At 64.3% G+C, this 13445-nt stretch carries 13 protein-coding genes and 1 pseudogene; 6 read left to right on the forward strand and 8 right to left on the reverse strand.

The genetic code is table 11. From position 1 onward, the window contains the following. The 5 genes and pseudogenes from msbA to QM701_RS09930 all read left to right on the forward strand — a co-directional run bounded on the left by msbA (position 1) and on the right by QM701_RS09930 (position 4370). Positions 1 to 1821 (forward strand): lipid A export permease/ATP-binding protein MsbA, encoded by a 1821-nt coding sequence (gene msbA, locus QM701_RS09910; RefSeq protein ID WP_415166899.1) that lies wholly within the window; start codon positions 1 to 3, stop codon positions 1819 to 1821. After that, entirely contained in the window at positions 1818 to 2825 is a 1008-nt protein-coding gene (locus tag QM701_RS09915; RefSeq protein WP_415166900.1) for an NAD-dependent epimerase, read from the forward strand. The genes msbA and QM701_RS09915 overlap by 4 nt, the downstream gene beginning before the upstream one ends. 63 nt (positions 2826 to 2888) lie before the next feature. After that, positions 2889 to 3104, forward strand: a pseudogene (locus tag QM701_RS09920) (glycosyltransferase); the annotation flags it as partial. Continuing rightward, positions 3091 to 3639, forward strand: a complete 549-nt coding sequence (locus QM701_RS09925) for a glycosyltransferase (protein ID WP_415169378.1) — start codon at positions 3091 to 3093, stop codon at positions 3637 to 3639. The pseudogene QM701_RS09920 and the gene QM701_RS09925, both read left to right, overlap by 14 nt. Continuing rightward, positions 3636 to 4370: a TVP38/TMEM64 family protein gene (locus tag QM701_RS09930; protein ID WP_415166901.1), complete on the forward strand. Its 735-nt coding sequence runs from the start codon at positions 3636 to 3638 to the stop codon at positions 4368 to 4370. The genes QM701_RS09925 and QM701_RS09930 overlap by 4 nt, the downstream gene beginning before the upstream one ends. Before the next feature lie 15 nt (positions 4371 to 4385). On the opposite strand, the gene QM701_RS09935 is transcribed toward QM701_RS09930, so the two are convergent. The 4 genes from QM701_RS09935 to QM701_RS09950 form a co-directional block, all read right to left on the reverse strand. After that, positions 4386 to 5666: a TRAP transporter large permease gene (locus QM701_RS09935; RefSeq protein ID WP_415166902.1), complete on the reverse strand. Its 1281-nt coding sequence runs from the start codon at positions 5664 to 5666 to the stop codon at positions 4386 to 4388. 11 nt (positions 5667 to 5677) lie between these two features. After that, complete coding sequence (locus tag QM701_RS09940) at positions 5678 to 6175, reverse strand: TRAP transporter small permease (protein WP_415166903.1); 498 nt, start codon at positions 6173 to 6175, stop codon at positions 5678 to 5680. Between the two features lie 198 nt (positions 6176 to 6373). Continuing rightward, a complete protein-coding gene (locus tag QM701_RS09945) occupies positions 6374 to 7399 on the reverse strand; it encodes a TRAP transporter substrate-binding protein (RefSeq protein ID WP_415166904.1) in 1026 nt (341 codons plus the stop codon). 116 nt (positions 7400 to 7515) lie between these two features. Then, a complete protein-coding gene (locus QM701_RS09950; RefSeq protein ID WP_415166905.1) occupies positions 7516 to 8868 on the reverse strand; it encodes an NAD(P)H-dependent oxidoreductase in 1353 nt (450 codons plus the stop codon). A 394-nt stretch (positions 8869 to 9262) separates the two neighbouring features. On the opposite strand from QM701_RS09950, the gene QM701_RS09955 reads away from it, so the two are divergent. Continuing rightward, entirely contained in the window at positions 9263 to 10198 is a 936-nt protein-coding gene (locus QM701_RS09955; RefSeq protein WP_415166906.1) for a LysR family transcriptional regulator, read from the forward strand. 32 nt (positions 10199 to 10230) lie between these two features. Here QM701_RS09955 and QM701_RS09960 read toward each other — a convergent pair whose 3' ends face one another. From QM701_RS09960 to aroE, 4 genes are all read right to left on the reverse strand, one after another. Then, a complete protein-coding gene (locus tag QM701_RS09960) occupies positions 10231 to 11106 on the reverse strand; it encodes an AEC family transporter (protein ID WP_415166907.1) in 876 nt (291 codons plus the stop codon). Positions 11107 to 11136: 30 nt separating this feature from the next. Continuing rightward, positions 11137 to 12075 carry a DMT family transporter gene (locus QM701_RS09965; protein ID WP_415166908.1) on the reverse strand — a complete coding sequence of 313 codons (939 nt, stop codon included), beginning with the start codon at positions 12073 to 12075 and terminating at the stop codon, positions 11137 to 11139. A gap of 20 nt (positions 12076 to 12095) precedes the next feature. Beyond that, on the reverse strand, positions 12096 to 12542 hold the full coding sequence (gene aroQ, locus QM701_RS09970) for a type II 3-dehydroquinate dehydratase (RefSeq protein WP_415166909.1): 447 nt from the start codon (positions 12540 to 12542) through the stop codon (positions 12096 to 12098). 63 nt (positions 12543 to 12605) lie between these two features. Then, complete coding sequence (gene aroE, locus QM701_RS09975; RefSeq protein ID WP_415166910.1) at positions 12606 to 13439, reverse strand: shikimate dehydrogenase; 834 nt, start codon at positions 13437 to 13439, stop codon at positions 12606 to 12608. Positions 13440 to 13445: the final 6 nt, after the last annotated feature.

Consider the following 13445-nt stretch of genomic DNA (forward strand, 5'->3'; position numbering starts at 1 on the left):
ATGCCCGATAACCGAACTGTCCATCGATCTTCCAAGCCGCCGATTTCTTCGATAAGGATATACCTTCGGCTGCTCCGCTACCTGCAGCCTTTTCTCGGCCTGTTCGCCATCAGCCTGCTGGGCTTCATCATCTTCGCCTCGGCGCAGCCGATGCAGGCCAGCATTCTGAAGTTCTTCGTGGACGGATTGACCGAGCCGGGGACGTCAACGTTCCACGACATCCCCGCGCTCGGCGAGCTCGACCTGGCCTACGGCGTACCGCTGCTGCTGATGGCGATCGTCTTCTGGCAGGGCGTCGGGTCGTATCTCGGCAACTATTTCCTTTCGCGCGTCTCGCTCGGGCTGATCCACGACCTGCGCATCGCGCTGTTCGAAAGCCTGTTGCGGCTGCCCAACGCCTATTTCGACCAGAACAGTTCGGGCCACCTGATCTCGCGCATCACCTACAACGTGACCATGGTCACCGGCGCGGCGACCGACGCGATCAAGGTGATCATCCGCGAAGGGCTGACCATCGTCTTCCTGTTCGGCTACCTGCTGTGGATGAACTGGAAGCTGACGCTGGTGATGGTCGCCATCCTGCCGGTGATCGGCCTGATGGTCGGCAACGCCAGCCGCAAATTCCGCAAGCAGAGCAAGAAGATCCAGGTGGCCATGGGCGACCTGACGCACATCGCCTCGGAGATGATCCAGGGCTACCGGGTGGTGCGCAGCTTCGGCGGCGAGGAGTACGAGGCCGGCCGCTTCCGCGCATCGAGCGAGGCCAACACGGCCAAGCAACTGCGCATGTCGCGGACCTCGGCGATATTCACGCCGGCCTTGCAGCTGGCCACCTTCGCCACCATGTCGGTGCTGCTCTTCCTGGTGCTGCTGCTGCGCGGCGACGCCTCGGCCGGCGACCTCGTCGCCTACATCACGGCGGCCGGGATGCTGCCCAAGCCGATCCGCCAGCTGTCGGAAGTCAGCTCGACGATCCAGAAGGGGCTGGCCGGCGCCGAGAGCATCTTCGCGCAGCTCGACGAGCCGCCGGAGGCCGACCGCGGCACGGTGGAGCGCGAGCGCGTCTCCGGCCGGATCGAGATCAGGAACCTGTCGTTCAGCTACGACGGCAAGCACCGGGTGCTGGACGACATCGACATGACGGTCGAGCCGGGGCAGATGATCGCCCTGGTCGGCCGCTCCGGCAGCGGCAAGTCCACGCTGGCCGGCCTGATTCCGCGCTTCTACCGCCACGAGCACGGCCAGATCCTGATCGACGGCGTCGACGTCGAGGATTTCACCCTGCGCAACCTGCGCCGGCACATCGCGCTGGTCACGCAGCAGACCTCGCTGTTCAACGACAGCGTGGCCAACAACATCGCCTACGGCGACCTCGCCGGCACGCCGCGCGAAAAGATCGAGCAGGCCGCCGAGGCGGCCTATGCCAGGGAGTTCATCGACAAGCTGCCGCAAGGCTACGACACGCTGGTCGGCGAGAACGGCGTCCTGCTGTCGGGCGGCCAGCGCCAGCGGCTGGCGATCGCGCGCGCCATCCTGAAGGACGCGCCGATCCTGATTCTCGACGAGGCGACGTCGGCCCTCGACACCGAGTCGGAACGGCACATCCAGAAGGCGCTGGACCGCGTCATGCAGAACCGCACGACGCTGGTCATCGCCCACCGCCTGTCGACCATCGAGAAAGCGGACGTGATCATGGTCATGGACCAGGGGCGCATCGTCGAACGCGGCTCGCACGCCGAACTGCTGGCGTTGAACGGCCATTACTCGCGCCTGCATGCCATGCAGTTCAACGAGGCAGCGGAAGAAGGAGCGGCAACGTGAAGATCCTGGTCACCGGCGCCGCCGGCTTCATCGGCATGCACGTCGCCCGCCTGCTGCTCGAACGCGGCGACGAGGTGGTCGGCATCGACAATCTCAACGATTACTACGACCCGCGGCTCAAGCACGCGCGGCTGGACCAGCTCGCGCCGTACTCCCGGTTCTGCTTCCGCCACATCGACGTCGCCGACGCGCCGGCGGTCGCGGCGCTGTTCGCCGGGGAGTGCTTCGAGCGCGTCGTGCACCTCGCCGCGCAGGCCGGCGTGCGCTATTCGCTGACCAACCCGCAGGCCTACGTGCAGAGCAATCTCGTCGGCTTCGCCAACATCCTCGAAGCCTGCCGCCACAACCACGTGCGGCACCTCGTCTATGCCAGCAGTTCGAGCGTCTACGGCGCCAATGCGCGCATGCCGTTCTCGGTGCACGACGAGGTCAACCACCCCGTCAGCCTCTACGCCGCGACCAAGAAATCGAACGAGCTGATGGCGCACAGCTACAGCCACCTCTACGGCCTGCCGACCACCGGGCTGCGCTACTTCACCGTCTACGGACCGTGGGGGCGGCCGGACATGTCGCCGTGGCTGTTTACCAGCGCGATCCTCGCCGGCCGGCCGATCGACGTGTTCAACCACGGCCGCATGCAGCGCGACTTCACCTTCATCGACGACATCGCCGAGGGCACGGTGCGCGTGCTCGACCGGATCGCCGCGCCGAACCCGGACTTCGACGCCGCCGCACCCGACGCGGGCAGCAGCCGTGCGCCGTACCGGGTATACAACATCGGCAACCACCAGCCGGTGGAACTGATGGTCTTCATCGAGACGATCGAGCGGGCGCTGGGCATGGAAGCCAAAAAGAATTTCCTGCCGATGCAGGCGGGCGACGTGCCGGCGACCTACGCCGACGTCGCCGACCTGGCGCGCGATACGGGCTTCGCACCGAAAACGCCGCTGGCGGAGGGGATCGCGCGCTGGACCGCATGGTTCCGCACCTACGTCTCCGGGTAGAATATGCCGTTTGCCGTCAGCCCCCCGACGGCCGGAACCAAACAGACCAGATCCGACAAAGCGATGACTTCACCCGCCAGCATCCCCGCGACCGCCAGCCCGAGGCTTTCGGTGGTCGTCCCCGCCTACAACGAGGAAGAAAACGTCGTGCCGCTGGCACGCGAGATCGTCGCCGCGCTGGCGGGGCTCCCCGGCGGCTTCGAACTCATCCTCGTCGACGACGCCAGCACCGACGCGACGGCCCGCCTCATCCGCGAATTCGGCGATCCCCGCGTGCGCGGCGTGTTCCACCGCGTCGAACTGCGGGCAGAGCGCCGCCGTGGCCAGCGGCTTCCGCGCGGCCCGCGGCGAATGGGTCGGCACGCTGGACGGCGACGGGCAGAACGATCCGGCCGACCTGCCCGCCATGCTGGAACAGGCCGTCGCCGAGGGCGTCAACTGCGTGACCGGCGTGCGGCGCCGGCGGCAGGACACCTTCATCCGCCGCGTCTCGTCGAAGATCGCCAACGGCTACCGCAACTGGATCACCGGCGACCAGGTCAGCGATAGCGGCTGCGGCATCCGCGTCGTGCGCCGTGCCGCGCTGCGCGAGATTCCGGTGTTCAACGGCATGCACCGCTTCCTGCCGACGCTCCTGCGCGGGCAGGGATTCAGCGTCGTCGAGCGCGCCGTCAACCATCGCGAGCGCCTGCGCGGCGCGTCCAAGTACGGCGTGCATAACCGGCTCTGGCGCGGCATCCGCGACTGTTTCGGCATCCGCTGGTACCTTTCCCGCGCGGTCAGGTCGGAACGCATCGCCGCGCAGGAAAAATGACCTCGCCCGCGCCCGGCGGCGCCGATTTCCCCGGCGCGGACGAAACAGCCGCCGACGCTCCGGTGCCCGACCTGGAGCAGGTGGCCGGGAACACCTCGCGCAAGCTGCTCATCCTCTTGAGCGCCGGCGCGATCCTGCTCTACCTGTTCAATGTGACGCCCATCGGCCGGCAGATCCGCGACTGGGACACGCTCGCCGCCATCTTCAACGCGCCGGGCTGGCGCGGCGAACTCCATTTCATCGCCATCAGCACCCTGCTGACGGCCGCCGGGGTGCCGCGCCTGCTTTTCTACGCGCTGGGAGGCTTCGTCTTCGGCTTCTGGGAAGGCCTCCTGTGGTCGCTGTGCAGCAGCCTGGCCGGCTCCTTCATCGCCTTCCGCGCCGCCCGCTGGGGCGGCCGCGCATGGCTGGTCGAACACTTCGGCCGGCGCCGCTTCTTCAACCGCATCGCCCACGCCGAGCCGACCGTCGCCTCGGTCGCCCTGATGCGCATGCTGCCGGTCAGCAACGCCATCATCAACTTCGGGCTGGCGCTCAGCCACGCCGGCAACCGCGCCTTCCTGCTCGGTTCGCTGCTCGGCTTCCTGCCCCAGGGAATCGTCGCGGCGATCATCGGCAGCGGCATCGCCAAGGACGTGCCCTGGGCCGGCGCCTGGCAGATCGGCGGCGCCGGCATCCTGCTGGCGGGCCTGTTCGCCTGGAGCAAAAAGCGGCGCTCCGGGCGTTCCTGAGTCTGACGGTGGCGGCTACATCAACCAGCGCGCCGGCACCGTTACCAGCGCAGGGAAGAAGACGAGGATGAACATGAGGACGGTTTCGGCGAGGAGGAAGGGCCAGACGCCGATGATGACCTTGTCGAGGGATTCCTTGGAGACGCCGGCGACGACGTTGAGCACGGTGCCGACGGGCGGGGTGAGGAGGCCGAGGGCGTTGTTCATGATGAACAGCACGCCGAAGTAGTAGGGATCGATGCCAGCCTGCTTGACCACGGGGACCAGGATCGGGCCGAGGATCAACACGGTGGGCATCAGGTCGAGGGCGGTGCCGACGATGACCACCAGCACCATGATCACGAACATCAGCAGGATCGGGCTGTCCATGAACGGCTGCAGCAGCGTCATCGTCTGCGACGGAATGTCGGCGACCGTGATCAACCAGGCGGACACCATCGCCGACGCCACCAGGAACATGATCGTGCTGGAGGTCTTCAAAGCGGCGAGCATCAGGGCCGGGATGGTGCGGTAGTCGAGCTCACGGTAGATGAAGATGCCGGCAAACATCGAATAAAAGACGGCAACGACGGCAGCCTCGGTCGGGGTGAACACCCCGGCCCGCATGCCGCCGATGATCACGAAGGGCAGCACCAGCGCCCAGACTCCGTAACGCAATGCCTTGAGAAACCTGCCAAGATCGAAGTGCTGGTGACTCCCGCCTCCGGGTTCCTTCTTGGAAATGACCCACCACGTGCCAGCCAAGGTCAGTGCAAACAGGAAACCGGGGAAGATTCCGGTCATGAACAGTTTCGTCACTGATAACTGGGTCGTAACCCCAAACACCACAAGCGGTATGGATGGTGGAATGACCGGAGCGATACAGCCGGCCGTGGCGATCAGGCCGGCGGAACGCGGCACGTTGTAGCCGCCGTTGCGCATCATCGGAATGAGCAGGGCGGCCACGGCGGCGGTGTCGGCCACCGCCGAGCCGGAGATGCTGGCCACCACCGCGGCGGTGATGATCGCCACGTAGCCGAGCCCTCCACGCACGTGTCCGGCCAGGGCGTCGGCAACCTCGACAATACGTTTCGATAAGCCGCCAGCGTTCATCAGTTCGCCGGTGAGCATGAAGAAGGGCACGGCCATGAGCGGATAGTTGTTGGCGCCTTCGAGCAGATTCTGGGCAACGATCTGGGTATCGAAATTGTCCATCTGGATCATCATGGCGACGCCACAGATGAGCAGGGAGAAGGCGATCGGGGCGCCAAGCGCCATGGCCCCGAGCAGCGAGAAAAGAAATGTGGCAATGGTCATGAGCGCGCCCCTTATTCGCCGACGCTGCCGCTATACGGCTCGAGTTCTTCGCGGCTCATCCGCCCGCTGACCTGGCGCCACAAGCCGTAGGCGAGAACGATGGCAATGCCCACGCACGAAATCAGCAGGCACAACTGGACATATCCCATCTTGATTCCGAGGACCGGGGAGCGATCGTCCATGGCGATGACGACCTGCTTGAAGGCGCCGTCCACCAGCAACAGACAACAGGTCAAGGTAAGAGCATCAGCAAGGAAACGGCAGATTCGCTGGCCGCGTTCGCCAAGGCGGGCCACGACGCTGCTCATGCCAAGGTGCCCGTGGTCCTTCATCACGACGAGCGCGCCAATCAGCGTCAGCCACATGAACAGGAAGCGCGACACCTCTTCCGAAAACACGATCCCGGAGTTGAAGCCGTAACGCAGCACCACATTCCCGAAGACCAGCACCGCCATGACTCCGAACATGGCGACCAGCATCCACTCGACCAGTCTGATGAGTTTGTTCAAAAAAACCATTTCCTCTCCCGATATGCAGAAAATGCCGCCCACGCAGCGGCAGGACGGTTGTGCTTTTCGATTCGACGCCGCCGAACGCCATTCCCCGAGGAGAATGTCCCGTCCCATCTCGCCACGGCGTGATGTGCGCACGTGCGACGGTGCTACTGCCGGGTCTCCATCGCCCGGCAGGCCGATCCTGTTATTCGCTTATTTGCTGGTGGCGCGGATTCGCTCGAGCTCGGCGTAGACTTCCTTGACGATGGCTTCGCCGATCTGCTCCCTGGCCAATTTTTCGGATACCGCCGTAAGCTTCGCCCGCATGCGTTCCACCTCTTGCGGCGGTACGTCGTTGACGATGGCCCCCTTGGCCTTCACCAGTTCCAGAGCCTTCTTCTCCATGTCGCGCGAGACCTGGCGCTGGTAGTTGCGGGTTTCGTCGGCCGCCTCCCTGAGCAGCTTGCGCTCATCGTCGTTCAATTGGTCCCAGATCTTCTTGCTGACGAGCACGATCAGCGGGTTGTACTGGTGGCGCGTCAAAGAGAGGTATTTCTGCACCTCGTAGAACTTGTTCGATTCGAACACGGCCGTCGGATTCTCCTGGCCGTCGACGGCCTTGGTTTCGAGAGAGGTATAAACCTCGGTGAAAGGCATCGGCAGCGGGTTGCTGCCCAGACCTCCGATCGACTCGATGATCATCGGCGATTGCGAGACGCGAATCTTCAAGCCCTGAAAATCCTCCAGCCTGGCGATCGGTCGCTTGCTGTTCGACACGTTGCGGAAACCATGGTCCCAATACACCAGCCCGACGAGTCCGGGCGGCGCCTTTTCCATGAGTTTCTGCCCGACTTTTCCGTCGAGCAGCTCGTCGGCTTCCTGGAAATTGTTGAACAGGAACGGCAAATCGAAGACGGCGAATTCCTTGCTGAGGCCGACGAGCAGCCCCGGGGGCAGCACTGTCATGTCGATCGTGCCGCTGCGCAACGCCTGGACCGTCTGCATGTCACCGCCGAGCATCGCTGCGGGAAAACTCTTGATCGTTATTTTCTTGTTGCTTTTCTGGCTGACCAACTCCGCGAACTTCTGTACGCCGGCCTCGAAATGGCTTTCCTTCGGTTGGACGTGCGAGAAGCGGAAAGTACGTTCCCGGATTTCCGCGCCATTGGCGGCGATCGAGCCGACCATGAAAACGGGCAGGACCAGACAACACAGCAAAGCGGATACGGATGCATTCATGGCGATTCCTTTGATTTTGATTGATCAAGCAGAACGAATGGACATCAACAACACCTGATGGCCGGATTTCGCCCCCTCCCCCAGGGGCATCGAAATCCGGCCGGAGCGCAACGCGCCTACAGACCGAGCTCCTTGCGGAACAAGGCTTCCATCTCGCGACGGACGCCGACGGCCTGTTTGGCCGGATCGAAATCGACGTCGCACCAGCGAACCGGCTGGCCGGCCAGCACGTCATTCTTGAGCACCATGTTGTGCGCGAGGCCGATCGGCAGCGCGCCGAGGCGCAGCGAATCGGCCGTCTGCATGAGCTTGCCGTAGACCGTGAAGCCGCCCTCGCCGTCCAGTTTCTCGCCAGCCTTGAGCGTGCGCTTGGCGGTCGCCGCGACGTCGCCGCGCCAGTCGCCGGTCGCCCCGGTCGCCTCGCCACGCAAGGCAATGGTCGCCACCGAGATGCCCAGTTCCAGGCCGATCAGGTGATAGGGCTTGTACATCGCGGCATAGCGGCCCGTGCTGTCGGTCTTGAGGCCGTATTGCGCGAAACAGTCGCGCACGTAGTTCGACGGCGCCTCGAAAACGGCATACACGCCCCAGCGCAGATCGCGATAGACCGGCCGGCCGTCGCGCTCAATCGAGGAGACCACTTCCACCATGCCTTTCTGCGGCAACGTACCCCCGTCGGAGAAGGGACGCAGGATGTGCGGCAGGTCATCGACGCCGCACGGCGGGAATTTCAGGCCGTCGGACGGCGCGGTCAGTTCGCAGCCGTTGGCGACGGCGGCCATTTCCAGCGCCGACTTGGTCCCGTCGAGGAAAGAGTTGAACATCTGGGCATTGAAATCGCCGCCGGCCACCTGGGCTTCGGTAAAGCCATAGTGCCCCCACACCGTGTCCGGCGTCGATTGATGGTAGATCGGCAAGTACTTCGTTCCCTTGCCGGCGCATATCACTTCCATGCCGATCGTGCGCGCCCAGTCTACGAGCTCGGCGATCAAGGCCGGCTGGTCGCCGGAGGCCATGGAATAGATGACGCCGGCTTCCGCCGCCCGGCGGGCGAGCAAGGGCCCGGCCAGGACGTCGGCCTCCACGTTGACCATGATGATGTGCTTGCGATTCGCCGCGCAGAGCAGCGCATGATGAATGCCCGCCGCCGGACTTCCCGTCGAATCGATGACCACATCGACGAAGTCGCTGGCGATCATGGCATCGGCGTCATCGGTGATAAACGTCTTCCCCGTCCGTGCAGCCTCCTGCAGCGACTTGGCCTCGAAGCGATCCGCCTGCCAGCCGACACGCGTCAACGATGCGCGGGCGCGATCCGGCGAAAGATCAGCGACACAGACGAGATGAATCCCAGGGGTCCGCGGAGCCTGCGACAAATACATCGAGCCGAACTTGCCGGCGCCGATGACCGCCACTCGGACAGGTTTACCTTGTTCGGCACGAGCCTTGAGTTTTTGAATCAGCGACATGAACTTCTCCCGTTAAAAAACACGTCAACAAAACGATCACCAACATTTTCTTGGCGCAAAACGTCCCCGGTGCCTGGCACCCCATTTGGCGCCGGCATATCTTTCAATCATTCGGAATCAATCAGGCGGAAGCCAGGTCGATTTACTGGCGATCTAGCCAAGGAACGGCCCGGTTATCGGGCAGCGATCGTCCCGTCGCCCGATTGTTCTTGCCCTCTGTTTGTGCCAACATCCCTCCCACATTTTTCACGCGCTCCCTCGTGAAGAACTGCGCCATCCTTGTCTTTTCTGCCCTGCCAACCGACGGACTCCGGCGAAGGCGTGGAAAAATCCTATCAGCACGAATTCGGAATAGGAATGCGAAAAATGGCAGACCTCGTGTGCAAAAAATCCCATGCCTAAGTTCGACTGGAACGATCTGCAGGCTTTTCTCGCGCTGGCCCGGGCGGAACGGATCACGGTCGCCGCGCAGCAGATGGGCATTGACCATTCGACCCTGAGCCGCCGGATAGCGTCGCTGGAGTCGGCCATGGGCGTTCCTCTGTTCGACCGGCGAAAGGAGGGGTGTTTTCTGACGCCGGAAGGAAAGCATCTTGTCGAAGACGCGGAAGCCGTCGAGGCGTTGACCTTGCGCATGCGTTCGCGCTTCGAGGACGAATCCGCGGGGCTTACGGGAAAAGTCAGAATCGGCACGCCGGAAGGGTTCGGAACCTATTTCCTCGCGCCGCGCATCGCAAAAGTCAGCGACCTGTATCCGGGGCTCGAGATAGAGCTCGTCGCCAACCCGCGTCATTTCTGCCTTTCCAAGCGGGAGGCTGATCTTGCCGTGAGCATGGGACCGCCCGAGGACGGCCGTGTCTATGCGCGCAAGCTGGTCGATTACTCACTGGGTCTTTACGCTTCGCGCACCTACTGCGATTCACGTCCGCCCATTCGTTCACGCGAAGACCTCGAGCATCATCGCTGGATCGGCTACGTCGAAGACCTGATGTGGACACAGGAGCTGAACTACCTGCCGCAAGTCTCCAAGAACATCGCTCCGCCACTGCACATTTCCAACGTCATCAGCCAGATGACCGCGATGCTCGGGAGCGCGGGAATCGGAGTGCTGCCTGTTCTACATGGCCCGCAACGAATCCTCACTCGTCCGCATCTTGCCGGAAACCGTCCGGTTGCTGCGTTCGTACTGGTTGATCACCCACGCCGACACGCGCAGCTTCGCGCGCGTCAGATTGATGTCCGACTACCTCGATCAGCAGTTGAGCGACGTCGGCAAGGAATTCTGGCTGGATTGACGATCAAGCCGGCTCGGAAAAACGAACTGGACTAGGCGGATGTTCAGGCGCCCCCGGCTCCACGCCGTCAAAGACGTAAGGCCAGCGCGAGCGGAATGAAGAACAGGGCCGAGGCATTGCCGATCATGACGATCGCCGCCACCTTGTCGGGCTCGCAACGGTAGCGGTCGGCGAAGATGAAGCACGAGACTGCCGGCGGCAGCGCCCCGAAGAGGAACAGGATATCCATATCCGGCTTGCTCAGGCCGGCCAGCAGACCAAACGCCCACGCCAGCAGCATCCCCGTCACCGGCGTGACGATCGCCCCGACGGTACCGATCCCCAACATCGTCCCGACCCACGTCGACGCGAGGCGCACGCCAAGCGAGAAAATCATCAGTCCGAGGGAAATATCGGCCAACAGCTTGCATGCGGACAACACGGGCGGCCACAAGGCAACGCCGCTCAGGCTGACGGTCACGCCTAGCGCGGCGGCGATCAGGAACGGTTCGCGCCACATCGCGGCAAGGGAAACCCGATTTCCCAGCAGCCAGGGAGACAGTGAAAACTGCATCACCGTCAGGATCAGCATCATGACCACGGCGGCGCCTAGCGCCTGATCGCCAAAGGTGAACAACATCAACGGCAGCCCCATGTTGCCGACGTTGTTGAACATCGCCGTCGGCACCAGGGTCCTCGGATCGATCCGCAGAAGACGCGCCACTGGCCATGCCAGCATCCCCGAACCGACGACGACCACGGTGCAGCCGATGGCGATCGGAAGGTTGTCCGCAAGGTTGAACGATTTCCCGGCCAGCGCCGTGAAGATCAACGCCGGGAGGAATACCTCCATGTTCATCCGGTTGGCCGCCGCCATGTCCGAGCCGCGTTTGCGGGCATACAGGTAGCCGGCCATCACTACTGCGAAGAGGGGAAAAACAATGGAGACGATGCGGTAGAGCATGGAAAAACCCGTGTTTCGGATGCCCCTCGTTCAGCTTGCGGCCTGCCCGGCCATCCTGCCCGCCTGCCGGCGGCGCGACGCGGCGACGAGCAGCCCGCCGGCGACCACGACGGCCATGCCGACCAGCGTCACGGCGTCCGGGAAGTCGCCGAAGACGAGCACGCCGAGGATGCTCACCCACAGGAGCTGGATGTAGGCGAATGGCGCGAGCAGCGAGGCCGGGGCGAATTCCAGCGCCTTGATCGTCGAAAAGTGCCCGATGCCGGAGGTCACGCCGATCAGGGCGAAGAAGAACAGCCCCTTCGGCGTCGGATCGAGCCATGCGAAAGGCAGCGCCACGCTCATCGCCAGCGAGCCGACCAGCAGCACGCAGAACAGCGAATTGAGCGAACTCTCCTTGCCGGCAATCAGGCGCGTGAAGATCTGGTACGACGAGAAGCTGAACGCCAGCCCGAGCGGCAGGAAGGCGGCCGGGGTGAACAGTCCCCCGCCGGGCCGCACGATGATCAGCACGCCGGAAAAGCCGAGCAGCACCGCCGCCCAGCCCAGCGCGGAAACCTTTTCGCGCAGGAAGAGCACCGCCAGCACGGTGAGCAGGACGGGATGGATGAAGCTGATGGCCTGCGCCTCGGCGATCGGCATGACGCGATAGGCGAAGACGATGAAGATGGTGCCGGCCGTGAGCAGCACGCCGCGGATCATCTGCACCATGGGAAAGGCGGTGCGCAGCATGCGCGTGCCGAACCTGGGCAGGAACACGGCCAGGAGCAGCACCAGCGGCACGAAATAGCGCGCCCACACGATCATCATGACCGGGTACTCGCGCGCCTGGTATTTGGACAGCGTGTCGACGACGGCGTAGGCGACGGTGGCCAGCAGGGCCATCAGGATGCCGCGCCCCGCGTGGGGGTGCTCGGGATGCGCCGGGGGTGTGGGTGGTGCCGTCGCTGCCGTCGTGCCTGAACCCATCGCCCCCCGCGCTCCCCGTTTTATTTCTTCGTGGCCTGCACGTCGGAAACGGCCGCGCGCAGCGCCATCAGGTAGGCATCCACGCCGATGCCGCAGATCTGCCCCTTGACGATCTCGGCGAAGCACGAATGGTGGCGGAACGCCTCGCGCGCGTGGATGTTCGACATGTGCACCTCGATCACCGGGCAGGTCAGGATGGCCAGCGCGTCGCGGATGCCGTAGCTGTAGTGCGTCCACGCGCCGGCGTTGATCAGCACGGCGTCGACGCCGTCGAAGTAGCCCTTGTGGATGCGCTCGACCATCTCGCCTTCGTGGTTGGTCTGGAAGCTTTCGATCTCGGCGCCGAGTTCCTTGCCGAGGTCGACCAGCTTCTGGTCGATCTGCGCCAGCGTGATCGTGCCGTATTGCTTCGGATCGCGCTTGCCGAACATGTTGTGGTTGATTCCGTGCAGCATCAGGATTTTCATGATGGACCTTTCAGTCTGGGTTGAACGATACAGTAAATCGGTCGTGCCGGCGGCATATCTGCGCTACGCGAGCGGCACCGTCAGCGTCTTGATCAGGTCGGCGGTTGCCGGGCGGACCCCGCGCCACCAGGCGAAGGCCTCGGCCGCCTGTTCGACGAGCATGCCCACGCCGTCGGCCAGGCGCGCTCCCCCGGCGCCGCGCGCCAGGCTCAGGAACGGCGTCAGGCCCTTGCCGTAAGCCAGCTCATAGACCAGCGAGGCGTGCGCGAAGACGCGGGTGTGCACCGGCGGCAGTTCCCCGCGCAGGCTCGCCGACGTGGCGTTGATCACCAGGTCGAAGTCTGCCGCCGCGTCCGCGAGTTCCGGGTAGGAGGCGTAGGCGAACTCGCCTTCGGCGTAGGGCTTGAACTGTTCGAACAGGGCCTGCGCCTTGCCGAGCGTGCGGTTGACCAGGAGCAGCCGCGCCGGCTTCTGTTCGAGGAAGGGCAGCATGGCGCCGCGCGCCGCACCGCCGGCGCCGAGCAGCAGCACGCGACTGCCACGCAGCGGCGCGCCGAGGTTGTGCACGATGTCGCGGGTCAGGCCGATGCCGTCGAAGTTCTGGCCGAGAATCCGGTCGCCTTCGAATTTCAGGGCGTTGACCGCGCCGGCGAGGCGGGCCTGTTCGGTCAGGTCGGTCGCGTAGGCGAAGGCGTCGAGCTTGAACGGCGCGGTGACGTTCATGCCGCGGCCGCCCGCCCGGCGGAAGGCTTCCGCGTCCTCGCGGAAGCCGCCGGGGCGGCCTTCGATGGCCGTGTATTCGAGGTCCTGCCCGCTTTGCCGGGCGAAGGTCTGGTGGATCAGCGGCGATTTGGTGTGCCCGATCGGATTGCCGATCACCGCGTACTTGTCGGTCATGGCCCT

Origin of the sequence: Propionivibrio sp., assembly GCF_047602565.1 — a bacterium.
In the GTDB taxonomy this organism is placed as follows: Bacteria; Pseudomonadota; Gammaproteobacteria; order Burkholderiales; family Rhodocyclaceae; genus Propionivibrio.

Coding starts and splice junctions, on each gene's coding strand:
- msbA (WP_415166899.1), top strand. CDS start 1: ATGCCCGATAACCGAACTGTCCATCGATCTTCCAAGCCGCCGATTTCT.
- QM701_RS09930 (WP_415166901.1), top strand. CDS start 3,636: ATGACCTCGCCCGCGCCCGGCGGCGCCGATTTCCCCGGCGCGGACGAA.
- QM701_RS09935 (WP_415166902.1), bottom strand. CDS start 5,666: ATGACCATTGCCACATTTCTTTTCTCGCTGCTCGGGGCCATGGCGCTT.
- QM701_RS09945 (WP_415166904.1), bottom strand. CDS start 7,399: ATGAATGCATCCGTATCCGCTTTGCTGTGTTGTCTGGTCCTGCCCGTT.
- QM701_RS09950 (WP_415166905.1), bottom strand. CDS start 8,868: ATGTCGCTGATTCAAAAACTCAAGGCTCGTGCCGAACAAGGTAAACCT.
- QM701_RS09955 (WP_415166906.1), top strand. CDS start 9,263: ATGCCTAAGTTCGACTGGAACGATCTGCAGGCTTTTCTCGCGCTGGCC.
- QM701_RS09960 (WP_415166907.1), bottom strand. CDS start 11,106: ATGCTCTACCGCATCGTCTCCATTGTTTTTCCCCTCTTCGCAGTAGTG.
- QM701_RS09965 (WP_415166908.1), bottom strand. CDS start 12,075: ATGGGTTCAGGCACGACGGCAGCGACGGCACCACCCACACCCCCGGCG.
- aroQ (WP_415166909.1), bottom strand. CDS start 12,542: ATGAAAATCCTGATGCTGCACGGAATCAACCACAACATGTTCGGCAAG.
- aroE (WP_415166910.1), bottom strand. CDS start 13,439: ATGACCGACAAGTACGCGGTGATCGGCAATCCGATCGGGCACACCAAA.